Source organism: Sphingorhabdus sp. (genome assembly GCF_040079335.1).
GTDB lineage: Bacteria > Pseudomonadota > Alphaproteobacteria > Sphingomonadales > Sphingomonadaceae > Sphingorhabdus_B.
Window position 1 is genome coordinate 34389 of record NZ_JBEBKL010000010.1, and the last position, 23406, is coordinate 57794.

Annotated in this window: 23 protein-coding genes; 10 read left to right on the forward strand and 13 right to left on the reverse strand. The window is 57.8% G+C overall.

The genetic code is table 11. The features are described from left to right. Positions 1–2: 2 nt before the first annotated feature. Positions 3–1508 carry a sodium/proline symporter PutP gene (putP, locus tag ABL922_RS04875; RefSeq protein WP_349023085.1) on the reverse strand — a complete coding sequence of 502 codons (1506 nt, stop codon included), beginning with the start codon at positions 1506–1508 and terminating at the stop codon, positions 3–5. Here putP and ABL922_RS04880 point away from each other — a divergent pair. Beyond that, on the forward strand, positions 1507–2463 hold the full coding sequence (locus ABL922_RS04880; protein WP_349023086.1) for a hypothetical protein: 957 nt from the start codon (positions 1507–1509) through the stop codon (positions 2461–2463). The genes putP and ABL922_RS04880 overlap by 2 nt on opposite strands. A gap of 19 nt (positions 2464–2482) precedes the next feature. Here ABL922_RS04880 and ABL922_RS04885 read toward each other — a convergent pair whose 3' ends face one another. Together ABL922_RS04885 and ABL922_RS04890 are read right to left on the reverse strand one after the other, a co-directional pair. Then, a complete protein-coding gene (locus ABL922_RS04885; protein ID WP_349023087.1) occupies positions 2483–3220 on the reverse strand; it encodes a hypothetical protein in 738 nt (245 codons plus the stop codon). Between the two features lie 9 nt (positions 3221–3229). After that, positions 3230–3865 (reverse strand): carbonic anhydrase, encoded by a 636-nt coding sequence (locus ABL922_RS04890; protein ID WP_349023088.1) that lies wholly within the window; start codon positions 3863–3865, stop codon positions 3230–3232. A 63-nt stretch (positions 3866–3928) separates the two neighbouring features. Here ABL922_RS04890 and lipA point away from each other — a divergent pair, with 63 nt between their 5' ends. Beyond that, positions 3929–4852 (forward strand): lipoyl synthase, encoded by a 924-nt coding sequence (lipA, locus tag ABL922_RS04895; RefSeq protein WP_349023089.1) that lies wholly within the window; start codon positions 3929–3931, stop codon positions 4850–4852. A 21-nt stretch (positions 4853–4873) separates the two neighbouring features. Then, positions 4874–5317, forward strand: coding sequence for a type II toxin-antitoxin system RatA family toxin (locus ABL922_RS04900; RefSeq protein WP_349023090.1), 444 nt, complete (start codon positions 4874–4876; stop codon positions 5315–5317). Here the strand turns inward: ABL922_RS04900 and ABL922_RS04905 are convergent. The 3 genes from ABL922_RS04905 to ABL922_RS04915 are packed head-to-tail and all read right to left on the reverse strand — an operon-like array spanning position 5293 to position 7548. After that, positions 5293–5793: a CinA family protein gene (locus ABL922_RS04905; protein ID WP_349023110.1), complete on the reverse strand. Its 501-nt coding sequence runs from the start codon at positions 5791–5793 to the stop codon at positions 5293–5295. The two genes, ABL922_RS04900 and ABL922_RS04905, sit on opposite strands and share 25 nt — an antisense overlap. A gap of 5 nt (positions 5794–5798) precedes the next feature. After that, on the reverse strand, positions 5799–6374 hold the full coding sequence (locus ABL922_RS04910; RefSeq protein ID WP_349023091.1) for a hypothetical protein: 576 nt from the start codon (positions 6372–6374) through the stop codon (positions 5799–5801). A 10-nt stretch (positions 6375–6384) separates the two neighbouring features. Next, positions 6385–7548, reverse strand: a complete 1164-nt coding sequence (locus ABL922_RS04915) for a bifunctional 2-C-methyl-D-erythritol 4-phosphate cytidylyltransferase/2-C-methyl-D-erythritol 2,4-cyclodiphosphate synthase (RefSeq protein WP_349023092.1) — start codon at positions 7546–7548, stop codon at positions 6385–6387. Positions 7549–7654: 106 nt separating this feature from the next. On the opposite strand from ABL922_RS04915, the gene dusB reads away from it, so the two are divergent. The 7 genes from dusB (at position 7655) to hflX (ending at position 16876) form a co-directional block, all read left to right on the forward strand. After that, positions 7655–8650 carry a tRNA dihydrouridine synthase DusB gene (gene dusB / locus ABL922_RS04920; RefSeq protein ID WP_349023093.1) on the forward strand — a complete coding sequence of 332 codons (996 nt, stop codon included), beginning with the start codon at positions 7655–7657 and terminating at the stop codon, positions 8648–8650. After that, on the forward strand, positions 8640–9743 hold the full coding sequence (locus tag ABL922_RS04925; RefSeq protein WP_349023094.1) for an ATP-binding protein: 1104 nt from the start codon (positions 8640–8642) through the stop codon (positions 9741–9743). The genes dusB and ABL922_RS04925 overlap by 11 nt, the downstream gene beginning before the upstream one ends. Then, complete coding sequence (locus tag ABL922_RS04930) at positions 9740–11176, forward strand: sigma 54-interacting transcriptional regulator (protein ID WP_349023095.1); 1437 nt, start codon at positions 9740–9742, stop codon at positions 11174–11176. The genes ABL922_RS04925 and ABL922_RS04930 overlap by 4 nt, the downstream gene beginning before the upstream one ends. Before the next feature lie 71 nt (positions 11177–11247). Beyond that, on the forward strand, positions 11248–13503 hold the full coding sequence (locus ABL922_RS04935; RefSeq protein WP_349023096.1) for an ATP-binding protein: 2256 nt from the start codon (positions 11248–11250) through the stop codon (positions 13501–13503). A 9-nt stretch (positions 13504–13512) separates the two neighbouring features. Continuing rightward, a complete protein-coding gene (locus ABL922_RS04940; RefSeq protein ID WP_349023097.1) occupies positions 13513–14910 on the forward strand; it encodes a sigma-54 dependent transcriptional regulator in 1398 nt (465 codons plus the stop codon). A 155-nt stretch (positions 14911–15065) separates the two neighbouring features. Continuing rightward, a complete protein-coding gene (hfq, locus tag ABL922_RS04945; protein ID WP_349023098.1) occupies positions 15066–15563 on the forward strand; it encodes an RNA chaperone Hfq in 498 nt (165 codons plus the stop codon). After that, positions 15560–16876 carry a GTPase HflX gene (gene hflX / locus ABL922_RS04950; RefSeq protein WP_349023099.1) on the forward strand — a complete coding sequence of 439 codons (1317 nt, stop codon included), beginning with the start codon at positions 15560–15562 and terminating at the stop codon, positions 16874–16876. Before hfq ends, hflX begins: the two co-directional genes overlap by 4 nt. Here the strand turns inward: hflX and mazG are convergent. From mazG to ABL922_RS04985, 7 genes are all read right to left on the reverse strand, one after another. Continuing rightward, positions 16873–17646 (reverse strand): nucleoside triphosphate pyrophosphohydrolase, encoded by a 774-nt coding sequence (mazG, locus tag ABL922_RS04955; protein WP_349023100.1) that lies wholly within the window; start codon positions 17644–17646, stop codon positions 16873–16875. The genes hflX and mazG overlap by 4 nt on opposite strands. Before the next feature lie 74 nt (positions 17647–17720). Then, complete coding sequence (locus ABL922_RS04960; protein WP_349023101.1) at positions 17721–18314, reverse strand: TIGR02281 family clan AA aspartic protease; 594 nt, start codon at positions 18312–18314, stop codon at positions 17721–17723. Continuing rightward, entirely contained in the window at positions 18307–19089 is a 783-nt protein-coding gene (locus ABL922_RS04965) for a TatD family hydrolase (protein ID WP_349023102.1), read from the reverse strand. The genes ABL922_RS04960 and ABL922_RS04965 overlap by 8 nt, the downstream gene beginning before the upstream one ends. A 3-nt stretch (positions 19090–19092) precedes the next feature. Next, positions 19093–20652 (reverse strand): methionine--tRNA ligase, encoded by a 1560-nt coding sequence (metG, locus tag ABL922_RS04970; protein WP_349023111.1) that lies wholly within the window; start codon positions 20650–20652, stop codon positions 19093–19095. Between the two features lie 31 nt (positions 20653–20683). Continuing rightward, positions 20684–21640, reverse strand: coding sequence for a DNA polymerase III subunit delta' (locus ABL922_RS04975; RefSeq protein WP_349023103.1), 957 nt, complete (start codon positions 21638–21640; stop codon positions 20684–20686). Further along, complete coding sequence (gene tmk, locus ABL922_RS04980) at positions 21637–22266, reverse strand: dTMP kinase (RefSeq protein WP_349023104.1); 630 nt, start codon at positions 22264–22266, stop codon at positions 21637–21639. Before tmk ends, ABL922_RS04975 begins: the two co-directional genes overlap by 4 nt. After that, positions 22263–23405 carry a D-alanyl-D-alanine carboxypeptidase family protein gene (locus tag ABL922_RS04985; protein ID WP_349023105.1) on the reverse strand — a complete coding sequence of 381 codons (1143 nt, stop codon included), beginning with the start codon at positions 23403–23405 and terminating at the stop codon, positions 22263–22265. The genes tmk and ABL922_RS04985 overlap by 4 nt, the downstream gene beginning before the upstream one ends. Position 23406 lies beyond the last annotated feature (1 nt).

A 23406-nucleotide genomic window follows, 5' to 3' on the forward strand; every position in this document is an offset into this window, starting at 1 on the left:
CGTCAGGCGGGTCTGGCGGCCTTGGTCGCCAGACTCACCAACATAATCGTAGCAAAACTGGCCAGAAAGCCGGGTACGATTTCATACATCGCGCCGCTCCACCCCAGCGCGATCCAGCCAATAACCACCAGCGCGCCGGTCACCATGCCGGCAAAGGCACCGGCGAGCGTCATGCGCTGCCACGTCAACGCGAGGATGATGACGGGGCCGAAAGCTGCACCAAAGCCTGCCCATGCGTTGCTGACAAGGCTCAACACGCTGCTTTCCGGATTCTGGGCGAGCACCATCGCGATCGCTGCGACCGCGACGACCGAAAGCCGACCAACGGTGACCACTTCCTTCTCGCTCGCATCGCGGCGGATGAAGAGGCGATAGACATCTTCGGTCAGTGAAGAGCCAGTCACCAGCAGCTGCGCCGAAATCGTGCTCATGATCGCAGCGAGGATCGCGGCGAGCAGGAAACCGACAGCGACCGGCGCGAACAATTCACCAGCAAGCAGAACGAAGATGGTTTCGGGGTCGGCAACGGTCAGGTCTTTGCTTTCCGCATACACCCGCCCGATCAGCCCGACCAGTAAGGCACCGCTAAGTGTGATGGCCATCCACACCATACAGATATTACGCGCAATCGGCATTTCCTTGACCGAACGAATGGCCATGAAGCGCACGATGATATGCGGCTGTCCGAAATAGCCGAGGCCCCAGGCAGCGGTCGAGATGATGCCCAAAGCAGTGGTGCCCGCGAACAGGCTGGTCATCTTGGGATCAATGCTGTTGAGCGCTGACGTTACCGACACGCCATCGGGCAAGCCTTGCCAGGCCATAAAAGGCACCACAACCAACGCGATGGCCATGATTGTACCCTGCACAAAATCGGTCAGGCTGACCGCGAGAAACCCGCCCAGCACGACATAGGCGACGACAACCGACGCCGTGATCCAGAGACCGGTCTGATAATCTGCACCAAAGGCGCTTTGAAACAGCTTGCCGCCCGCGACGAGGCCCGAGGCCGAATAAAGCGCAAAAAAGACTATGATCACAATGCTGGCGGTGAGGCGAAGCAGATGTTTTTCGTCATTGAAGCGATTGCCAAGAAATTCAGGAATGGTCAGGGCATTGCCATAGCGCTCGGTCTGCTCGCGCAGGCGCGGGGCAACGATTATCCAGTTGAGCAATGCGCCGATAAACAGCCCGATCGCAATCCACGCCTCTGCCAGACCCGAAGCATAAAGCGCGCCGGGAAGGCCAAGCATCAGCCAGCCGGACATGTCCGACGCACCCGCAGCGAGTGCCGTGACGGCAGGTCCAAGTTGTCGTCCGCTCAACATATATTCACTGCTGTTCGCGGTAGACTTGCGCCAGGCGTAGATGCCTATGCCGAGCATCAGCGCGAAATAAACCGAAAGGCTGGCAATCACACCCGGTTGCATCATGGCTTCCCCCTCTTGTTCGATAGCGCCGCGCTTCGGGGCTGTTATCTCATCGGCAATGCTATAAGCAGTCGGCATGCGCATTGCACCCTATCTCTTTGCACTGGCACTTTATTGTTTCGCTCCAGCGGGTCAGGCGATGGAATGGCGGTCGGTCGACAAAGCGATGCTGGCCGCGCTACAAGACGATGATATCAATCGGTACAGCGATGACTCCGCTTTTCTGGAAGGTATCAGCGTTAGCGAAATTCGCTTTTCGGAAAAAGGTTTCGACTGGCATCTGATCCGTTTTTCGAACAATGCCAAAAGCGACGGCCCGTTATGGGTCGTGCCGCATGATGATGAAAATGCGGCGTTCGAATCGATGATCGCGGCACTCCGCCAGCATGGCGGTGTCGGAATTGCGGTGAATACAGGGCCAGCCAGCACAAGGCGACAGGCCGGCTATGGTCTATGCGGCGTACGTTCGGCGATGGTCTCGGCCTGTGATCCCAACCGCAATTTCGATGCACGCACACCAGTCTTCACACGAGCCATCCTTGACGCGTGGAAGCCGGGACGACCCGTGATCGCCTTGCACACCAACAGCCACGGCTTTGGCGGCGATGGTGCGGGTGGGCGAGGGGATATCACCATGCTCGATGCGAAGGCCTATGCGCGCGGTGAAATCATCGCACGTTCCGATGGCTATTTCGGTACCCGCAGCGTGGCCATATTGGATAACCCGGATGTTTACGCGATCCTGCCATATTCTGCGACCAAGGCTGTCAGCGACGGCGAAACCCTATGTCGCAATGCGATGAACGAGGCGGGCATCAATGTGTGGCACGAACGGGTAGGGCTCAGCGACGGGTCGCTTTCCAACTTTGTGGCGTTGCAGCGACCCGAAATTGCCTATGTCAATTTTGAGGCGAAGCGCGAAGATGATCTGTCGACAGCAGCCAAAGCGCACGGGTTGATGATCGACCCTTATCTGCAACAATGTGCTGCAAAATGGATGGCTCCATCGGCCAACACCGATGCTGGCAAATGAGGGCTGCCGGGGCCCTAAATTACATCAACGAACCGTCAAAAATCAGGCCAACCGGCAGCCCTGACCGGTCGAACGCCGCCAGTGCAGTGAGATCGATATAGCATTCGAACCCGCACTCGTTTCCGGCAGTTTCTAGCAAAGCGGTAACCTGATAACGGTCAGTAGCCTGACGGCAGCCGTTCTGGGCTGCGTTGCGTGCCAGCTTTTTGCTGAAATCCGCCTCCTTCGCTTGCTCCATGCCCTTCATGCCGGACACCACCAATTTGGCAGCTTCGGGGGTTTTGCACCGATAGAATGTCGCCACAGTCTGAGCTCCACGGGCATCGAGCCAGCCATTGCTGGTGCGCTCCGACAGCCAGCGGGCCAGATCGGTTCTGGGGAAGCTGTTATTGCCATCTTCACTGACAATGCCTGCAATGATTTTGCCAGTTTCGTCGCGGCCTTCATAACGCAGCATCCGTTCGGTGCCGCCAGCCAGTTCCACGGTTGCGCGCGACTTGGCTGAAAGGATCGTAACCACGCCTTTGCGTTCTGCATCTTGCGAGCAGCCAGTGGCGCGAAGACCGGCAAAGAAATGCTCGATATCGATGGTGTGGTTGTTCGGCGCGGGTTGCACCCGGTAATATTGGTTGAGCATGGTTTGCGCTGCCGCTTGATTGGGGCAAATCACGGTCGAATGCTCGTTCGGAATGTCGACATGCTCCGGCAACGGCTCGGCGGTTGCGGCGAGAAACAGATATGCGAGCAGCGCGTTCATTAATTGTCCTTAAACCGCGGAAAAGTCGCCAGATGTCTCATCCAATACGCGCAATAGCCCGTCCGAAATCGCGAACACCGCCCCGTGCAAAGTCAGTTCGCCCGACTTTTCCTTTTGCCGGACGCAAGGGAAAGTTCGCAGATTGGCAAGGCTGACCTTGACGGCTTCCATCTCCATCGCTCGCTCTGCGGCATCGCCATGCGTGCCGTGGCTATGCGCGACCTTTGCTTGTGCTTCATCGAGCAGGCTGATCCAGTTGGCGATGAAGCCGCCTTCGCCGGGCTCCATTCCATCCATCGCCCTGCTGAGTGCGGCCTGGCAGCCGCCGCAATAGCCGTGGCCCATGACCAGGATCTCCTCGACCTTCAGGAACTGCACCGCGAACTCCAACGCCGCCGAAACGCCGTGGCGACCGGGTGTCGTTTCAAAGGGCGGGACTAGCGCCGCCACATTGCGCACGACGAAAATCTCGCCGGGGCGTGTGTCGAAAATCTGCGTTGGGTCGACTCGGCTGTCGGAGCAGGCAATGACCATCACCTTGGGGCTTTGCCCTTCTCCCAATTTCTCCCACTGTTCGCGTTCGGACACCCACTCGCTGGAGCGGAAACGGGCATAGCCCTCAAGCATGTCTGAAAAGTGGGTCATGGCGCTTCCATAGCAAGCAAAATGGGGGTGGCAAGATACAGGCTATCGTCCTAAGGGCGGCGCATGAACAATCCCACCCCTGTTCGCACCGCGCCGCGTGAGCGCAAGCCTGACTGGATTCGGGTTAAGGCGCCGACCAGCGCCGGTTTCAACGAAACCCGCAAGCTGATGCGTGACTTGAAACTCAATACGGTGTGCGAGGAAGCGGCTTGCCCGAATATCGGTGAGTGCTGGACGAAGAAGCATGCCACGGTGATGATCCTTGGCGACGTCTGCACCCGCGCATGCGCCTTTTGCAATGTGAAGACCGGCATGCCGCGCGCGGTCGACCCGCTGGAACCCGAACATGTCGCGATTGCGGCCGCCAAGATGGGGCTTGAGCATATCGTCATCACCTCGGTCGACCGCGACGACTTGCCAGATGGTGGCGCGAGCCAGTTTGTGAAGGTGATACAGGCGCTGCGCAAGAATACGCCGTCGACAACGATAGAGATTCTGACCCCTGATTTCCGCAACAAAGTGGAAAGCGCGGTGGAGTCGATCATCGAGGCGCGGCCCGATGTGTATAACCACAATCTCGAAACCGTGCCGCGGCTCTATCCGACGATCCGCCCCGGTGCGCGTTATTATGCGTCGCTGCGGTTGCTTGAGTCGGTCAAGCGCCATGATCCGTCGATTTTCACCAAATCGGGCGTGATGCTCGGGTTGGGCGAGGAGCGGATGGAGGTGCACCAGGTGATGGATGACATGCGTTCGGCCGACATCGATTTCCTCACTATGGGCCAATATCTGCAGCCGACGCCCAAACATGCCAAGGTTGCCGAATTTGTGACGCCGCAAGCGTTTGATGCCTATGCCGCAATTGCGCGCGCCAAGGGCTTTCTGCTGGTGGCGGCCACACCGCTGACGCGGTCGAGCTATCATGCGGGTGACGATTTCGCAAAGATGAAGGCGGCGCGCGAGGCGCAACTCGCCAAGGCGGTTTGATCGAAAAAGCGGGGTAGGGGCATGCCGCATCATCACGAACGCCGGTCGCTGCCCTATAGTGCAGACCAGATGTACGAACTTGTCGTCGATATACGCCGTTATGGGGAGTTTTTGCCTTGGGTGGCGGCGGTGCGCGTCCGGACTGACAGCGAAACCGAAACAATGGCCGACCTCATCGTCGGTTTCAAATCGCTGCGCGAATCCTTCAGTTCAAGGGTGCTGAAAACGCCCAAGTCAAAGATTGAAGTCGACTATCTCGACGGGCCTTTGCGGCATCTGCATAATCAATGGCTGTTCGAAGAAACCGCAGACGGCTGCATCGTCGACTTCACCGTCGATTTCTCCTTCCACAACCGCGTGTTCGAGGCTTTGGCCGGGCAGTTTTTTGATCACGCACTGCGCAAAATGACCGACGCCTTTATCGAGCGGGCAGGCGTGCTTTACGGAGATGGTATCAGAAGCTGAAGCGCGTGTAGCGTAGCCGCCTTGCGGATTTCAGCGCGGCTTTTGTCTTCACCAAAGTGGATCTTGTCGGCCACGACATCTTCGGGGTCTTTGCCGCGTTCAGCGACCGCAAAGACCACCGTGCCGACGGGCTTTTGCGGGGTGCCGCCATCTGGCCCTGCAACGCCGCTGATCGCGACCGCTATATCGGCGCTGCTGCGTTTTAGAGCGCCCTGGGCCATCGCCCATGCGACCGCGATGGACACCGCGCCGAAGGTGTCGATCAATTCTTCACTGACCTTGAGCGTCTTGATCTTGGCTTCGTTCGAATAAGTCACAAAGCCCGCCTGCAAAACGGCGCTGCTTCCCGCGATTTCGGTAATCGCCGACGCGACGAGGCCCCCGGTGCAGCTTTCGGCGGTGACGATCATCCGGCCCGCCGCCTTGTTTGCCGCCACGACCTCGGCTGCCAACTTATAGACTTCTTTGGGAAGCATGCTGTTCACGAACCGGGTGCCTGCGCGGTTGCGACATAGGGGCAAACGGCAAAATCGTCGAAAGAACGGCGGTCCGATTTGTTCTTGCTATCCTTTGCTTTGTCTTTCGATGCGGCCAAAAGGATCGCACCCAGTGTCGAAGCAATATTCTCGGGCGGCAACGGCGCAATGGCAGTCCATATGTTGTTCGCGACTTCGCAGGCTTCTGCGTCAATCTCTTGCGCCAGCATGGCAGGCACCATGCCTTCGATAAAGGGCAGTATCGCCGAACCGGACATGGGAACCGGCATTTCCTTGGCCAGTAACCGCGCCAATATGTCGCCGGCAGCGGTGCGTTCACGTTCCGCCGACGTCGCATAGCGCGCGGTTAGCTCAGCGGATTGGACCAGCAGGCCTGCATTGGCTGGCAGAAACGCCTTGCAGCTGGTCACCGCTTGGCTGTGGAGCGCAGGTAGCAGCACAACAGCTACGCTCTGAAACTCGCTGTTGGTCATGCATGGTTTGGTGGCTTGAGCAGCCAAGGCACCTTGATGGCTGCACATGGCAACCAAAGCAGCGGCACTTGCGAGAAGTTTTTTCATATCAGGCCTTTCATTTGACCAAAGTGGCTATTGCCTGCGCCGCGATTCCTTCGCCGCGACCGGTAACGCCGAGTTTTTCAGTTGTTGTGGCTTTTATCGAAACCCGGTCGGTTTCGATAGCCGCGATCTCTGCAACACGCGTTTTCATCGCCTTTTTGTGCGGACCGATTTTCGGCGCTTCACAGATGATAGTGACGTCAAGATGCGCAATCCGGAATCCTTTGTCCGCCGCCAGCTTGGCGGCGTGGGCGAGAAACCGTTCGGAACTGGCGCCTTTCCACTGCGCATCGCTGGGCGGGAAATGGTCTCCGATATCTCCCAGCGCTGCCGCCCCCAATATGGCGTCGGTCAGGGCGTGGAGCGCAACGTCGGCGTCGCTATGCCCGGCAAGGCCATATTCATGGTCGATACGAAGCCCGCAAAGCCACAATTCCTCACCTTTGGCGAGGCGGTGGACATCATAGCCGGTGCCGGTGCGGACATCATGCATGTTTTCCGATTGGCCCAACTGGCGATCAAAGTCATCGGCAAAGGTGAATTTGGCGAGATTTTCGTCGCCCTCGACAATTTTGACCTGATGCCCAGCGGCCATCACCATCCGGGCATCATCGGTGGACACCTGACCTATGTTCCAGTCTTTATGGGCCTTTGAAATGACGTCATGACGGAAGGCTTGGGGAGTCTGGATTCGATAAAGTTGTTCACGATCAACAACTTCTGTCAAGCTGCCTTCGGCGTTGCCGCGCGAGAGGCTGTCGACGACAGGCAGTGCGGGAACCGCGCCCTCGGATGACGCCAATGCTGCAAGCAAGCGATCAATCACCTGCCCCGACAAAAATGGCCGGGCAGCGTCATGGATAAAAGTGTTGCCACTAAAACCTATCTTATCAAGATAATGGATCGCACATCTAACACTATCTATGCGCTCTTTTCCGCCTTCGACCAAAATCACGTCTGGAATGCCCAACAATGCATCGCGGGCAAGTGTATCCTGACTCTTACCAATCACTACAATGATGTGCTGGAAAGCCGGATGCGTGACAAAGGCCTCGACGCTGTGTCGCAGCATCGCTTTGCCGCGGACCAGCCGGTATTGCTTGGGAATATCGCCACCTGTGCGGCTGCCCGCCCCTGCGGCAACGATGATCGCGGCTGAAGGCAAATCGCTTTGCATGGCGAGCGCCCTAATCGCTGCAGACTTGCGCGCCAAGGCGAATATCGCTAGGGCGCTGCCTAAATTTTAGGCAGCTTTGTGCTGTACGACATATTCTGAGACGCAGATGAAACTTAAACCCATCCAGATCGGTCCGCTGGAAATCGCATGCCCGGTGGTGCTCGCCCCGATGACAGGCGTGACCGATATGCCGTTCCGCACGCTGGTCCGCCGTTTCGGTTCGGGCCTGAACGTTACCGAGATGATCGCCAGCCAGGCGATGATCCGCGAGACGCGCCAGTCGCTGCAAAAGGCGGCCTGGCATATGTCCGAAGAACCGGTGTCGATGCAACTTGCCGGTTGTGGCCCCAAAGAAATGGCCGAGGCAGCCAAGCTCAACGAAGATCGCGGCGCTGCGATTATCGACATCAATATGGGTTGCCCGGTGAAGAAGGTGGTCAATGGCGATGCCGGATCGGCGCTGATGCGCGATCTGCCACTTGCTGCCAGCCTGATTGAGGCGACGGTGAAGGCGGTTTCGGTCCCTGTCACGGTCAAAATGCGCATGGGCTGGGATCATAGTAGCCTGAACGCCCCCGAACTCGCGCATATCGCCGAAGATCTGGGCGCCAAGCTGGTCACCGTCCACGGCCGCACGCGCAACCAGATGTATAAAGGCCATGCCGACTGGGCCTTCGTCCGCAAGGTCAAGGACGCCGTCAACATCCCCGTGATCGTCAATGGCGATATCTGCTCGATCGAGGATGCCGACAAGGCGCTCGCCGATAGCAGCGCCGACGGTGTGATGATTGGCCGCGGGGCCTATGGCAAGCCGTGGCTGCTGGGGCAGGTGATGCACTGGTTCAACACCGGCACGCGCCTGCCTGACCCGTCTATCGATGTGCAATATGATCTGATCGTCGAACATTATAAGGCGATGATGGATCATTATGGGCGGCAGGTCGGCGTACCTTGCGCACGCAAGCATATTGGCTGGTACACCAAAGGGCTGACGGGATCGGCCGAGTTCCGCAATATGGTCAACCGCATCGATGACGCCGACCAGGTGCTGGGCGAACTCGCGCGCTTTTACGAGCCACTGTTGATGCGCAATGCCGCCTGAGGCGACGACGATCGCGGCGAACCGCCCGCCCGACGGGCTGTTGCTGTCAACGATATCCCTGCCATTGCTGTTGTCCGGCGCGGACAATCTTATCCTCTATGCCAATGAAGCAGCCGAAGCCTTTTTCGGTAGGAGCAGCCGTCGTATCATCGGTGAACCCTCGCAATCGCTGCTGCGTTTCGCAAGCGAACGCCTCAACGGCGCGGTTGCGGTGCGCGAGAGCGATATCAGCGCACAGAATATGCGCTTCCTGACGCATGGCGCGCAGACAAATTATGTCGATCTGAATATCACCACACCGCTGGGCTATCCGGACTGCCGCCTCTACATCCTCGTGCCGAGGCAGGCCGACCGTGACCAAATTGGCGAACAGACCGATGGCGGCAAACAGCAGGCAATGGGCGCGCCCGCCATTCTTGGTCATGAAATCAAAAACCCGCTGGCGGGCATCAAAGGCGCTGCCCAATTGCTCGCGCGCAAGGTCGATCCCAAGCAGGCACCGCTCACCGACTTGATCGTGCATGAGGTGGATCGCATCGCACGATTGCTTGACCAGATGCAAAATCTGGGACGCGTGATGCCAGGCCAGATGCAGGCCGAGAATATTCATGAGCTGATCGAACGGGCTATCCGCTCGGTTCGTGCGGCGAACAAGGCGATGCCCGCAATCGACATCAACTATGACCCCTCGCTGCCCGATGTGCAGATAGAGGCTGACGCCATGGTGCAGGTTTTGATCAACCTGATCCAGAACGGCATCGACGCGCTGGCGCATACCGAAGACCCGCAAATCGGCATCTCCACCCGTTTCGTGATGGGGGCAGCACTTCGCAGCGAAGGCGACAAGGGTGTGCGCCTGCCGGTTGAGGTGGCGATCAGCGACAATGGGCCGGGTATTGCGCAACATATAGAAAATGAACTGTTTTCGCCCTTTGTCACCACCAAACGTGAAGGGCAGGGGCTAGGCCTCGCCATTGTGCGCAAATATCTGTCGCAGATGAACGGTCGCATTTCCGTGGAACGCGACCCTGAAAGCCAGCGGACGATTTTCCGCATTTTCCTTCCTGTAGCCGAAAGAAAGACCAGCGCATGAGTGCCGACAAGGTATTGATTGTCGAGGATGATCTCTCGATCGGCATGGTGGTGCGTTCCGCGCTTGAGGCGGAGGGTATTGAAGTTGATGTCTGCGAAAGCGCGAACGCGCGCGACGCCGCGCTCGCCGGAAACCGCTATGATCTGATGCTGACCGATGTCGTGCTGAAGGATCGCGACGGCATTTCGAGCCTCGAAGAAGTGATTGCAAAATCACCCGACATGCCGATCATCATCATGTCGGCACAGAATACACTCGATACCGCGGTGCGTGCGAGCGAGATCAACGCCTTCGAATATTTCCCCAAGCCATTCGATCTGGATGAGCTGGTTCTCGCGGTCAAACAGGGGATCGAGAAGCGACGCTCCGACAACCAAGGCGAGAGCGGCACGCTGCTGGAAGCGACCATGCCGATGGTTGGGCGCAGCCCGGCAATGCAAGATGTCTATCGCATGGTCGCGCGGCTTTTGCGCAACGACCTGACCGCGCTCATCCTCGGTGAATCGGGCACCGGCAAGGAACTGGTCGCAGAAGCGATCCACAATCTGGGCCACCGCAAGACCGGCCCCTTTGTTGCGGTTAACATGGCCGCTATTCCCTCAGAACTGATCGAGGCTGAATTGTTCGGCCATGAAAAGGGCGCTTTTACGGGCGCAGTCGGACAGGGGATCGGCCGCTTTGAGCAGGCGCAGGGTGGCACGCTGTTCCTCGATGAAATCGGCGACATGCCCTATCATGCGCAGACCCGCCTGTTGCGCACGCTGCAGAGCGGAACAATCAGCCGCATCGGCGGCAAGGCGAGCATCCGTCTGGATGTACGCATCATCGCAGCGACCAACCAGGATCTGGAGGCGCTGATCGCCGAGGGCAAATTCCGCGAGGACCTATTCTACAGGCTCAACGTTGTGCCGGTGCACCTGCCGCCACTCCGTGCTCGACCAGAAGACATCGGATTGTTGACCCGCCATTTCCTCAATCTTGCTGCAGGGGAGGGGTTGCCTTCCAAGCAGATTGACGAGGATGCCATCGCGCGCCTCACGCAGATGCCGTGGCGGGGCAATGTGCGCGAGTTGAAGAATTTCATTTATCGGCTCACGCTGACCGCGCGCGAGGATTGTATTTCAGAGGCAACCGTCATGCAAATAGCGGGGTCAGCCGATGCCGAGCCCATGCTTGCGGGTGGTATGTGCAGTTTCGAAGCTGCGGTGGCGCAATTCATGGCCGAGCAGCGACAGCGTGGTCATGGGCGGGAGCGCATTTATGTGCGCGCGCTGGCGGCCTTTGAAAAACCCTTGCTGCAGGCAATCATGCAGCAGGCGCGCGGCAACCAGTTGCAGGCAGCGGCGATATTGGGGATCAACAGAAATACGCTGCGCAAAAAGCTGAATGACTATGGTCTGGCGAACAGCAAGTTAGGCGAAACGCGTCGCTAATGCGGCCAACTGGTTAGTTTGCCGACTGATTGTGCTTTTCTTGCCACGTTTTGCATGGCACAAGTTGCTCAATGGCAACAGTCCCAGACTCTCACGCCGACGGCAACGTTTCTATCAGCGCATCGCGCTGGGTTGAGGCGATACGCTGGCTGGGCAAACCCAATGTCGTCAGAATATTAGAATATGGCTACGCTCTCATCCTGTTGGTCATGGCAGGGTTGACCGCGTGGATCCTTATTGGGCAGGGTCCGGAAACCGAGCCCCTTTCTCCCCCATTTGCCGCCGCCTTGCTGATCGCCAATCTGTTGCCGGCCACCACTTCGATAATGCTCGCCGGGCGACGTATTGCGATCAAGCGGGCATCGACCGTCGGGGAAAGCGAAGGGCAGTTGCACGTTAGACTCGTAGCGATTTTTTCCTTGCTCGCTGCGGTCCCGGCTCTCTTGCTGTCGATATTCGCATCGGTGCTGTTTCAAAGCGGGGTGCAGTTCTGGTTTTCCAATTCCGCGCAAGGCATGCTCGAAAATGCGGGTGCGTTGGCAGAAGGCTATTATGAAGAAAAGCTGCGCGATGTCGGCGATGAAACGATTGTCATGGCCGGTGATATCCGCTTCGCTCTTGAGCAGGCGAGCGCAACCGATCCGCAATTTCTGAGCTTTTATTATGATCAGGTTTTGCGACGGAAATTGAGCGAGTCGGCAATTGTTTCCGTGACTGGTGGAGGCGAGCAACGGACGGCTGCGCTCGTTTCGCCCGAAGAAAAGCCAAAGCCGCAATGGATCAGTGCCGTCGATTTGAAACGGTTGCGTGGCGGGCAGGACCTTGTGGTGACGGCACAGTCAGACAGGATTGTGGCCGTTAGCCGACTTTTCGACAAGCCCGAAACCTATCTCTACGCAAGCCGCACCGTCAGTGTTCCTTCGTTCATGCTGGGCGAAAAGGCGCAGAGCGTATTGGAAGACTATAAGGCGATGGAATCGCGTTCGCGAAGCCTGCAGTTGCAGTTCAACGCCTTGCTCTACATTGTTTCGCTGCTGATTATCGGTGTCGCCGTGTGGGTGGCACTGTTTGTGGCCGACAGGCTTGTTCGCCCGGTCAACAATCTGGTCGATGCGGCGCAGCGTATTGCCAATGGCGACCTCTCAATCCGCGTTGCCGAAGAGGGGCTTCGCAAGGATGAAGTCGGTTTTCTGTCACGCTCGTTCAATCGGATGACCGAGCGGCTGCAATCACAAACTGAGACTCTGCTGGCGGCCAACCGGCAGCTCGACGATCGCCGTGCCTTTATCGAAACGGTGCTGGAATCGGTTTCTGCCGCTATTGTGAATGTGGATCGTGATGGCACGATCCGCCTGGCCAATGGCACAGCCGATCGGTTGCTTTCGAAAGGGGAGGGCACAATTGTTGGCCGCAAACTGGCCGAGGTCGCACCTTTTGTGAAGGACCTGCCAGCCGATGGCCGCTCGCACGCCATTTTGCAGGTGGGCGATGGCACCGAACCGCAGACGCTGGCGATCAAGATTTCGGATGGCGAAGGCGGGCAGGTTGTCACCTTTGAGGATATCACCCAGCAGCTTTCGGACCAGCGGCGCGCGGCATGGTCCGATGTGGCGCGGCGGATCGCGCATGAAATCAAAAACCCGCTAACCCCGATCCAACTGGCAGCCGAACGGCTGCGCCGTCGCTTTGGCAAACAGATCGATGACGGCGCCGACGTTTTTGAACAACTGACCGGAACGATCATCCGGCAGGTGGGCGATCTGCGCAATATCGCCGACGAATTTTCATCCTTCGCACGCATGCCCAAACCGGTTTTCCGCGACGAGGATATGGCCGATATAGTTGGCCATGCGGTGTTCCTGTTCGAGGTCGCGAATACGGATATTGAATTTGACTATCAGCCGCCAAAGGGCCCCGTGTCGATGCTGGCAGACCGGCGGCAACTTGGCCAGGCGGTGACCAATATCCTCAAAAACGCGGTAGAATCGATCAAGCAACGCGAGGCGGCAGCCAAAGGGCGTGTCGAAGTGCGGATCGAGACCGGCGACGGAAAAATATCGGTGCAGATCGCGGATAATGGCATCGGCCTCCCCCCCGAGCGCGACCGGATTGTCGAACCCTATGTTACCACGCGGGCGACCGGATCGGGGCTGGGGCTGGCGATCGTCAAGAAGATCGTCGAGGAGCATCAGGGCGTGCTGATGTTCGACGATAATGGCGAAGGCGGTGCGACGGTGACCATGAGTTTCGATCTACTCCGGCTCGATGCAGTTCTCTCCGGTGGCGCTGGGGCGCGATCTGACAGCAAAAATGATAAGACAGAATAGGATCTGACGATGGCACTCGACATTCTCATTGTCGACGACGAGGACGATATTCGCGAACTGGTGGCCGGTGTCCTGTCAGACGACGGCTATGAAACCCGCACCGCGGCAACCGCCGAAGCGGCGCTGGAAGCATTTGACGACCGTTTGCCCTCTCTGGTCTTGCTCGACGTCTGGCTACGGGGGTCGAGCATGGATGGGCTCGAATTGCTCAAACTGTTCAAGGCGCGCGATGCCAATGTGCCGGTGATCGTCTTTTCCGGACATGGCAATATCGACACGGCTGTTGCGGCGATATCCTCGGGCGCTGTGGATTTCCTCGAAAAGCCGTTTGAGGCTGAAAAGCTGCTCCATCTGGTCGCGAGAGCAACCGAAACGCAGCGTCTACGGCAGGAAAATGCCTCGCTGAAGGCGCTTGTAGGGCAGGCAGAGGAGCTGACCGGCACATCGGCAGTGATCAATGCGGTGCGGGCAACGCTGAAAAAGGTCGCAGGCACTGGAAGCCGCCTGTTGATTACCGGACCTGCCGGGGTGGGGAAGGAAGTGGCCGCGCGTTTGCTTCATAGCTGGAGCCCGCGGATGGATGATCCGTTCATTTCGGTCAGTGCCGCGCGTCTATCGCCTGACAGGTTTGAGGAAGAATTGTTCGGCGTCGAAGAAAATGGGCAGTTGATCCAGGCAGGCATGCTCGAACGCGCGCATGGTGGCACGCTGTTCCTTGACGAAGTGGCTGACATGCCCTGGACGACGCAGGGCAAGATTTTGCGCGTGCTGACCGAACAAAGCTTTGTTCGCGTAGGCGGCAATCGCCCAGTCAGGGTCGATGTGCGCTTCGTTTCGGCGACCGCGCGTGATTTGCAGGACGAGATAGCCAATGGCCGGTTCCGCGAGGATTTGTTTTACCGGCTCAATGTCGTGCCAGTCGCCATCCCGCCACTGGCGGAAAGGCGGGAGGATATTCCCGCGCTGGCCAGTCACTATGCCGCCCGCTTCGCAGTCGAACATCGCGTCCCGGCGCCGACCATATCGGACGATGCCGTTGCTGCCCTGCAGGCATGTGACTGGCCCGGAAATGTGCGGCAGTTACGCAATATCATCGAGCGGACAATCATCCTCGCCCCAGCAGACCGGTTACGCCAGATCGATGCGGATATGCTGCCTGTGGAAATCAACGGCATCAATCCGGGCTATAGCAACCAGATGACGTCGATCATGGGGTCACCTTTGCGTGAGGCGCGCGAAGCCTTTGAACGTGAATATCTGCAAGTCCAGATACGCCGCTTTTCCGGCAATATTTCCAAAACGGCTACCTTTGTCGGGATGGAAAGATCAGCGTTGCACCGCAAACTCAAGCTGCTCGGCATCGTTGTGCGCAAGGGCAGCGAGGGTGGAGAAGAGGAGGAGTTTTGAAGCGCACGCGCACGCGCAATGATGCAACTTTGTGAACTGGTGTAGCACAATTTTCATATTCGCGGCGCAGAAATATCATGTTATAGATTGCGAAAGTCGCCAATTTGGCGGCGTTGGTACGTTCTCCCGACCCAAAAACATAACAGGAAAGCATAATGACTGAAAAAAATAACGGCCTCCAGGACCTGTTCCTGAACTCTCTCCGCAAATCCAAAACACCGGTCACAATGTTCCTTGTCAAAGGCGTCAAGCTGCAGGGCGTTGTCACCTGGTTCGACAATTTCTCCGTGCTTCTCCGCCGCGACGGCCAGTCGCAGCTGGTGTACAAGCACAGCATTTCGACGATTATGCCCTCGCAGTCGCCCGATCGTTCGATGTTCGATGCGATGATGTCCAATGTGCAACACCGCCCGGGCATGCTGCAGGATGTGTTCCTTTACGCCATGCTCGACAAGAAGGAGCCGGTGACGACCTTCCTTGTCAACGGCGTGATGTTGCAGGGAACCATTGCCGCTTATGACCTGTTTTCGCTGTTGCTTGAGCGCGATGGCACAATGCAATTGGTCTATAAGCACGCAGTATCGACGATCCAGCCTTTGCGCACGGTCAACCTTGCCGAATATAACAAGGAAGCCGACGGAGGGGATGATTGAGCGTCTTCAACCGGAATGAAGATGACGGTTTTTCCCGCGATACACCGACTATAATTGCCTATCCCGAATTGCCCGGCACCGCGTCGGGCAATGCTGAATACCGGCTTGAGGAATCGATCGGGCTCGCGGCCGCCATTGGTCTCGACGTGATCGAAGCACGCCATTATCGCGTTCGCTCCCCGCGCGCAGCGACGCTGTTGGGGGGAGGGCAGGTTGATGAACTCGCCGCTCTGGTCGAGGATAAGGGTGCGGAACTGCTGATCATTGACGGCGCTTTGTCGCCTATCCAGCAACGCAACCTGGAAGACAGGGTGAAGGCAAAGGTGATCGACCGGACCGGCCTGATCCTCGAAATTTTTGGCGAACGAGCGGCAACGGCGGAAGGGCGGTTGCAGGTCGAACTGGCGCATCTCGATTATCAGGCAGGGCGGCTTGTGCGCAGCTGGACCCACCTTGAGCGCCAACGTGGCGGCTTTGGTTTCCTTGGTGGTCCCGGCGAAACCCAGATCGAGGCAGACAGGCGGATGATCCGCGACCGCATGGCGCGGCTTCGCAAGGAACTGTCACAGGTGCAGCGCACACGCGGCATCCACCGGGCGCGTCGCAAAAAGGCCCCTTGGCCCACAATCGCGCTCGTCGGCTATACCAACGCCGGAAAATCTACGCTTTTCAACCGTCTGACCCACGCTTCTGTGCTCGCCGAGGATCTTCTATTTGCCACACTCGATCCGACGATGCGGCAGGTCAGACTGCCCGGCGTCGAAAAGGCGATCCTGTCCGACACGGTGGGCTTCGTCTCAGATTTGCCGACGCAGCTGGTAGCGGCTTTTCGGGCGACGCTCGAGGAAGTCACCAGCGCTGACTATATCGTCCATGTCCGCGATATCGCGCATCCCTCTACCGAGGGGCAGCGCGCCGATGTGCTGTCGATCCTGCGCGAGCTTGGCATCGGGGAGAATGGGGAAGGGGATAGCCCCCCAATCATCGAAATGTGGAACAAGTGCGACAAATTGCCTTTTGAAGAAAAGGCGCAATTGTCTGAACTGGCCAAACGTACTCCCAATTGCTTCCTGATATCGGCGCAAATGGGAGAGGGCGTCGATCAATTCATCGAGCAACTGGCCGCCCGGATCACGGCGGAGGGAATAGAGCGCGAACTGGTGCTCGATGCTGCACAAGGCGATGTATTGGCGTGGCTGCATTCAAAGGGGCAGGTTTTCTCGGTCGAGGAAAAGGCAGGGAAGCTGCATATCATTGCCAACCTGACCCCGCGTGGCTGGGGCAAGTATGATAAGCTCTACCCCCACGCCTAACCGCGTTCGGCTGCCTTTACCTGCTGCCACAGGCCTTCCTTGGCATCCAGATCCAGTTGTTCGAATTGATCGCCCGCGATCGTTTCCATCGCACGGAAGCGGCGTTCAAATTTGAGGTTCGCCGCCTTGAGCGCGGTTTCTGCATCGACGCCAGCCAAACGACAGACATTGACGGCGGCAAACAGCAGGTCGCCGGCCTCTTCGGCTTTATCAGCAGCCGAGGTCGCTTCGCGCAGTTCGACGACTTCTTCTTCGAGTTTTGCGATAGCATCTTCGACATTGTCCCAGTCGAAACCGGTGCGCGATGCGCGCTTTTGTAGTTTCTGTGCGCGCAGCAGCGCTGGTAGCGCGTAGGCGATATCGGCAAGCGCTGATGCATCCGGCGACTTACCCTGCCGCTCGGCAGCTTTGATGGCCTCCCAATTGGTCACGACCGCATCGGCTGTATCGGCATCTGCATCTGCAAAGACATGCGGATGACGACGGATCATCTTGTCGCTTATGCTGTCGATAACGTCCTGCAGATCAAACAGGCTAGCTTCTTCGGCCATGCGGCTGTGGAATACGACCTGCAGCAACAGATCTCCAAGCTCATCCTTGAGCGCTGCCATGTCATTGCGTTCAATCGCGTCGGCGACTTCATAAGCTTCTTCGATTGTGTACGGCACAATCGTGGAGAAATCCTGCTCCAGATCCCATGGGCAACCGGTTACCGGCGTGCGCAGCTTTGCCATGATTTCCGCCAGTTTCATGATTGAAGGGGGTGTCATAGCTTATCCATCTTTAAGTGCGATAATATATATTATGTTAAATCGAGTTTAATACGTATTCGGAGAAGACCCCCTCAGGGCTTGAGCTCCATGATATCGCCCTTCACCGTCCAGCTATCAAAGCTATCCAGGAAGTTCATGCCGACGACATTGGTGTCGCCAAAATTTTCGGCGATGACGACGCTATGATTGTCAATCTGCAACTCGCCAATGCGGAGCGCACGGACTTCACCGAGTTTCGCTTCGATTACACCATTGGCGGTTTCCAGTTCGGTCGACCGACCGTCCAGCTGCACTTTGGCTTCTTTGGCCAAGGCTGCGCCGACTGCTGTTGTCGATGCTCCGCTGTCCACCATGAAATCGGCTTCAACGCCATTTATCGACGCACGAAGCCAGAAATGCCCGTCATCCTGCCGCACAAGGCGGAGCGTTTCGCCTTCAACGCTTTGCCGCGGCGCACCGGTCAGTTCGCCTTTGACGCGGTTCCAAGCCATCGACAGTTCGGGGCGGAAGCTGAAGCCGACAAAAAGAACTGCAAATATGCCGATCCAGGCTAAGATCATCTTGGCATATTGTTTAAACGGAAGCCGTCGTGCGATCAGGCCGCTGGCGATGACGATCAATATGATAATCGCATAAACGGCTTCGGGCGTCGCCAGCCTATCCATCGCGTGAGGCCTTGCTGAACAGATTGAAGAAGTTTTCCGTACTCTTCTCTGCAAGCTCTTCGACTGGAACGTTTTTCAGGTCCGCTAAAAACTGTGCCGTATTGCTCACAAAGGCTGGTTCGCAGGTTTTGCCGCGATGCGGAACCGGCGCGAGAAATGGCGAATCCGTCTCGATCAGCAAGCGGTTTTCGGGAATGGTCTTTGCAATATCCTGCAAATCCTTGGCATTTTTGAAAGTCACGATGCCCGACAGCGAAATATAGAGCCCCAGATCAAGTGCAATCCGCGCAAATTCTGCACTTGCGGTGAAACAATGGATCACGCCGGGATAGGCGCCCCGCTCCATTTCTTCACGCAGAATTTGCGCTGTATCTTCTTCGGCATCGCGCGTGTGGACGATGATCGGCAGTCCGGTTTCACGCGCTGCGATGATATGCTGGTGGAAACAGGCTTTTTGCTGTTCACGATCGCTATAATCATAGTAGTAATCGAGACCGGTTTCACCGATACCGATCACGCGTGAATTTCGCGATTTTTCGATGAGTTTTTCGCTGGTTATCTCGCCATGCTGATCAGCTTCATGGGGATGGATGCCAACAGAGGCCCAAACGCCCTGCTCGCGTTCTGCCAGACCAATCACCGCATCCCATTCGTTTTCGCGCGTCGAGATGTTGAGCATCGCCCCCACCCCTGCCGCACGTGCACGCTCCAGCACCCCCCTCTCCTGCTCGACAAGGCCTTTGTAATTGAGGTGGCAGTGCGAATCGACGAACATGGCTCAGGCCTCTTCGGGCAGTTCCAGCCGGGGGAATAGCCCTTGCGGTTGTTCAAGCCTGAAATCGGCCTCTGCAAGGGGTGAGTACCAGTGGCTGGCAATTCCCTTGAAATTGCGCAATTCAGCCGGAACACCCATGCTATCGAGCAGCTTTTCAGCGCCTGCCGGGATGATCGGCGAAATGGCGACCGCCAATTGCGCAATCGAGATATAGAGAGTCGCCAGCACGGTTTCCATACGGGCAAAATCGGTCTTTTTCAGCGTCCACGGTGCTTGCGCATCGATATAGGCATTGCAGGCAAAAACGGCTGAAATCCACGCCTCTACTGCCTGCGACAGAGCAAGATTTTCAAGAGCTGCCGGAATAGTCTCAGAAACGGTTTTGCCGACAAGTTCGAACAACGCATTGTCGTCCTCTGTATGGCCATGAATTGCGGGCAGATAGCCGTCGCAATTTTTGAAGATCTGGCTCAGTGTGCGTTGGGCCAGATTACCAAAACTGTTGGCGAGTTCGGCGTTTGACCGCGTGACAATCGCTTCCTCGCTCCAGCTGCCATCCTGCCCGAAATTGACCTCGCGGAGCAGGAAATAGCGAAACTGGTCCACGCCATAGCGTTCAGCCAGTTCGAGCGGATCGGCGGCATTGCCCGCTGACTTGCCCATCTTGGCGCCATCGCGGGCAAGAATGAAGCCATGCCCGAACACTTGTTTGGGAAGCGGAAGACCCGCCGACATCAGGAAGGCCGGCCAGTACACGGCGTGGAAACGCACAATATCCTTGCCGATGATATGGACATTTGCTGGCCAGTAGCGGCCGAATTCGCCTTCCATATCGGGATAACCGATGCCCGACAGATAAGTCGTCAGTGCGTCGACCCAGACATACATGACATGTCCTGGAGACCCCGGAACCGGCACCCCCCAGTCGAAACTGGTGCGCGAGACGCTGAGATCCTTGAGGCCGCCTTCGACAAAGCGCAAAACCTCATTCTTGCGCCTTTCGGGGCGGATGAAATCCGGATTGTCACGATATAGCGCGAGCAGTGCATCCTGATATTTGGAAAGACGGAAGAACCAGCTTTCCTCGACAGTCCATTCGACTGGCGTGCCCTGGGGCGAGAGTTTGACACCCCCTTCCCCTTCAGTCAGCTCTTCCTCGCCGTAGAAGGCCTCGTCGCGAACAGAATACCAGCCTTCATAGCGATCCAGATAGAGGTCATCGCTCGCTTCCATCGCCTTCCAGATGGCGATGCTCGCTTCGTGATGTTTATCGTCGCTGGTGCGCATGAAAACATCATTCGAAATGTTCAATTTCTCGCACATATCCCTGAAATAGGATGACATTTCATCGGCGAATTCGAGCGTATCGCGCCCGGCGGCACGCGCCGTCTGCGCCATTTTCAGGCCATGCTCGTCGGTGCCTGTCACCATCCGCACATCGCGGCCCATCAGGCGCTGGAAGCGGGCAACGGCATCGGTGGCAATCGCTTCGTAGGCATGGCCGATATGCGGGCGGCCATTGGGATATGCGATGGCAGTTGTGATATAATAGGGTTCCGACATGGTCTTTTCTGTTATCAGCAAGGAAGGCTTATCAGCCGCGCTTTTGCAGGCCGGCCAGCAGGTTGCCCATTTGGAGGAGAACCGCCTGTTTATCAAGTGTCAGCCCGATGGCGCGTGCCGCCAGCCTGTCGGCTTCATGAAAGGCGTCAACCGCCTTGATAGCAGCCCCGGTATCAAGAGTGCGGCCAATGGCTGCGATCCGCACCGGAACAAAGCGCAAAAAGGCCTCATAGCTTGCCTGTGCGTTCTTCAACGATAGAGTCTCGGCCAGCTTGTGGCGCAGCTTGTTGGTCGGATCCCCACTTCGTATGATCTCGTCAGCCATGTCTTCGATTGCGCCGAAATCCATGCCCGCGAGCATCATCGCCTGCCCGGGAAGCCCGCGGCCTGAACGGACCAGCGCATCGACCTCGCTTGTCGACGCCTGCGGCAATGCCTGCAATAGTGCTTGCTGCATTTCGGCATCGCCCAATGCTTCGAAGCGCATGACCTGACAGCGCGAGCGGATCGTGGGCAGCAACCGGTCGCTTGCATGGCTGACCAGCATGAAATAGGTGCCGACCGGCGGCTCTTCGAGTGATTTGAGCAGCGCATTGGCCCCACCGCGTTCCAGATCGTCCGCCGCATCGATGATGACGACACGTTTCGGCCCCATTGAAGGCCGCGTTGTCAGGCTATGCTGCACGCTACGTATCTGGTCGATGGCGATGCTGCGTTTGAGTTCGGCATCGGGATCGGCGGCTTCCCCCTCTTTGGGCACTTCCTTGGGCAAGCGTTGCACCCAGATGATGTCGGGATGGGTGTGGTGATCGACCATTGAGGCATAGCGGTTGTCTGGATCGACCAGCAACCGCGCGGCTTCCTGCGCAAAACCCGCCTTTCCTACTCCGCGCGGTCCCGCCAAAATCCAGCCATGATGCAGCCGCCCGCTCGCTATCGCCTTGGCGAAGCTTTGGAAATGCGTGTCATGGCCGAAAATGCGCGTCATGGCAGCAGGTCGGCTATCTCGGCAAAAATGCGCGCCGAAACCTCGTCCGGCGTGCCGCTGGCATCGATCAAGCGGACACGTTCGGGCTCGGTCTGCGCGATCCGATGGAAGGCATCGCGCACCCGCTGGTGGAACGCATCATCGCGTCCGCCGATGCGGTCCGCACTGTCCCCATCGCGCGCCTGTGTCCGCTGGCGCGACGCGTCGAGTGGCAAATCCAGCACAATCGTCCGATCAGGCAGATAGCCGCCGCTGCCGACTCGGTGCAGATCCATGATGACAGCATCGCTCAACCCTAGGCTTGCTCCCTGATAGGCGCGGCTGCTGTCGAGGAAGCGGTCGGAAATCACCCAGATGCCCTGCGCCACCGCCGGCTTGATGCGCTTTTCGACATGGTCGCTGCGTGCGGCGGCGAAGAGCATGGCTTCGGCGGATGGGCCCCAGCGGTCGTCCCCTCCCCCCAGCAGCAGCTGACGGATCGCCTCCGCGCCTTCAGTGCCTCCGGGCTCGCGGGTCAGATCGACCGACAAGCCGTGAGCTTTCAGTCGTTCGGCCAGCAGGGCGATCTGCGTCGACTTGCCTGCGCCTTCGCCGCCTTCGATCGAGATAAACCGTCCCTGCGTCATGCGGCTTTGCTCCATATCGACACGAAGCCATTCCACGCGCGTTCGACAAAGTTGGCTGCATCTACATCATTTGCAGCCACCAGCGGGAATTTCTGCTGCAAGCCATCGGGATAGTGCACCGTCAACTGACCAACGGTGTCGCCTTTGCGCAGCGGCGCTTTCACGGGGCCGGTGTAGCGCATCGTCAATCGTGGCTTAGCGAGATCGCCCTTCAATCCGAGCATCGAAATCTTGTGCGGGGCGATCGCACCGACGGTACTGTCTGTTCCGAGCTGAACCGGAATGTCCGCCACCTGTTGTCCGGGATCGAACAAGGGCTTTTCCTCCCATTTATCAAAGCCCCAGCGCATCATCGCCCGCGCTTCTTCCACCCGTGATTGCATCGTCGGCAAACCTGCCACGACCATGATCAACCTGCGAGGTCCGCGCTGTGCGGTCCCGACGAGGCAATAACCTGCCTCGTTGCTATGCCCGGTCTTCATTCCGTCGGCGCCTTCAATGGCACCCAGTAACGGATTGCGATTGGGCTGCGCGATATTGTTCCACTTGAACGAGCGTTGATTGAAAAATTCGGCAAACAATTCGGGGTGATCCTCGATGATCCGCTTTGCCAGCACAGCCAGATCATGCGCGGTCGAATAGGTACCTCCCTTGTCGGGCCAGCCATTGGCAGTGCCAAACCGGCTGTCTTTCATGCCTAAACGCTCAGCCGCTGCATTCATTTCCTCGGTAAAGGCCTTTTCGCTGCCGCTGATGCCCTCAGCCAATACCACCGAGGCATCATTGCCTGAAAGCGTGAGGATGCCGTGCAGCAGATCCTCCACACTCGCCTGCTGCTTCGACTTCAGGAACATGCTTGATCCGCGATTATTCCACTTGGCCCATGTCTCGGGGCGCATCGCGAATTTCTGCTTCCGGTCAAGCTTGCCCGCCTTGATTGCTTCAAAGGCTACATAGGCCGTCATCATCTTTGCCATTGATGCCGTCGGGATGCGCTTGTCGCTCGCCTTGTCGAACAAAACAACGCCGCTATGCGCATCGACCAGATAGGCGATCGGCGCCTGTGTCTTATAGGTTAGCACGCCTGCAAAGGCAGGTTGGGTCAGGAACAACAGGATGAAGGACAAAAGCAGTCGCATT

Bases quoted from the DNA above. Each gene is read 5' to 3' on its own strand.
- putP (WP_349023085.1), bottom strand. From the start codon at position 1,508: ATGCCGACTGCTTATAGCATTGCCGATGAGATAACAGCCCCGAAGCGC.
- mazG (WP_349023100.1), bottom strand. From the start codon at position 17,646: ATGACACCCCCTTCAATCATGAAACTGGCGGAAATCATGGCAAAGCTG.
- ABL922_RS04890 (WP_349023088.1), bottom strand. From the start codon at position 3,865: ATGACCCACTTTTCAGACATGCTTGAGGGCTATGCCCGTTTCCGCTCC.
- metG (WP_349023111.1), bottom strand. From the start codon at position 20,652: ATGTCGGAACCCTATTATATCACAACTGCCATCGCATATCCCAATGGC.
- dusB (WP_349023093.1), top strand. From the start codon at position 7,655: ATGAAACTTAAACCCATCCAGATCGGTCCGCTGGAAATCGCATGCCCG.
- ABL922_RS04885 (WP_349023087.1), bottom strand. From the start codon at position 3,220: ATGAACGCGCTGCTCGCATATCTGTTTCTCGCCGCAACCGCCGAGCCG.
- ABL922_RS04965 (WP_349023102.1), bottom strand. From the start codon at position 19,089: ATGTTCGTCGATTCGCACTGCCACCTCAATTACAAAGGCCTTGTCGAG.
- ABL922_RS04905 (WP_349023110.1), bottom strand. From the start codon at position 5,793: ATGCTTCCCAAAGAAGTCTATAAGTTGGCAGCCGAGGTCGTGGCGGCA.
- ABL922_RS04940 (WP_349023097.1), top strand. From the start codon at position 13,513: ATGGCACTCGACATTCTCATTGTCGACGACGAGGACGATATTCGCGAA.
- ABL922_RS04900 (WP_349023090.1), top strand. From the start codon at position 4,874: ATGCCGCATCATCACGAACGCCGGTCGCTGCCCTATAGTGCAGACCAG.
- ABL922_RS04880 (WP_349023086.1), top strand. From the start codon at position 1,507: ATGCGCATTGCACCCTATCTCTTTGCACTGGCACTTTATTGTTTCGCT.
- ABL922_RS04985 (WP_349023105.1), bottom strand. From the start codon at position 23,405: ATGCGACTGCTTTTGTCCTTCATCCTGTTGTTCCTGACCCAACCTGCC.
- ABL922_RS04960 (WP_349023101.1), bottom strand. From the start codon at position 18,314: ATGGATAGGCTGGCGACGCCCGAAGCCGTTTATGCGATTATCATATTG.
- lipA (WP_349023089.1), top strand. From the start codon at position 3,929: ATGAACAATCCCACCCCTGTTCGCACCGCGCCGCGTGAGCGCAAGCCT.
- ABL922_RS04935 (WP_349023096.1), top strand. From the start codon at position 11,248: ATGGCAACAGTCCCAGACTCTCACGCCGACGGCAACGTTTCTATCAGC.
- ABL922_RS04910 (WP_349023091.1), bottom strand. From the start codon at position 6,374: ATGAAAAAACTTCTCGCAAGTGCCGCTGCTTTGGTTGCCATGTGCAGC.
- tmk (WP_349023104.1), bottom strand. From the start codon at position 22,266: ATGACGCAGGGACGGTTTATCTCGATCGAAGGCGGCGAAGGCGCAGGC.
- hfq (WP_349023098.1), top strand. From the start codon at position 15,066: ATGACTGAAAAAAATAACGGCCTCCAGGACCTGTTCCTGAACTCTCTC.
- ABL922_RS04975 (WP_349023103.1), bottom strand. From the start codon at position 21,640: ATGACGCGCATTTTCGGCCATGACACGCATTTCCAAAGCTTCGCCAAG.
- ABL922_RS04925 (WP_349023094.1), top strand. From the start codon at position 8,640: ATGCCGCCTGAGGCGACGACGATCGCGGCGAACCGCCCGCCCGACGGG.
- ABL922_RS04915 (WP_349023092.1), bottom strand. From the start codon at position 7,548: ATGCAAAGCGATTTGCCTTCAGCCGCGATCATCGTTGCCGCAGGGGCG.
- ABL922_RS04930 (WP_349023095.1), top strand. From the start codon at position 9,740: ATGAGTGCCGACAAGGTATTGATTGTCGAGGATGATCTCTCGATCGGC.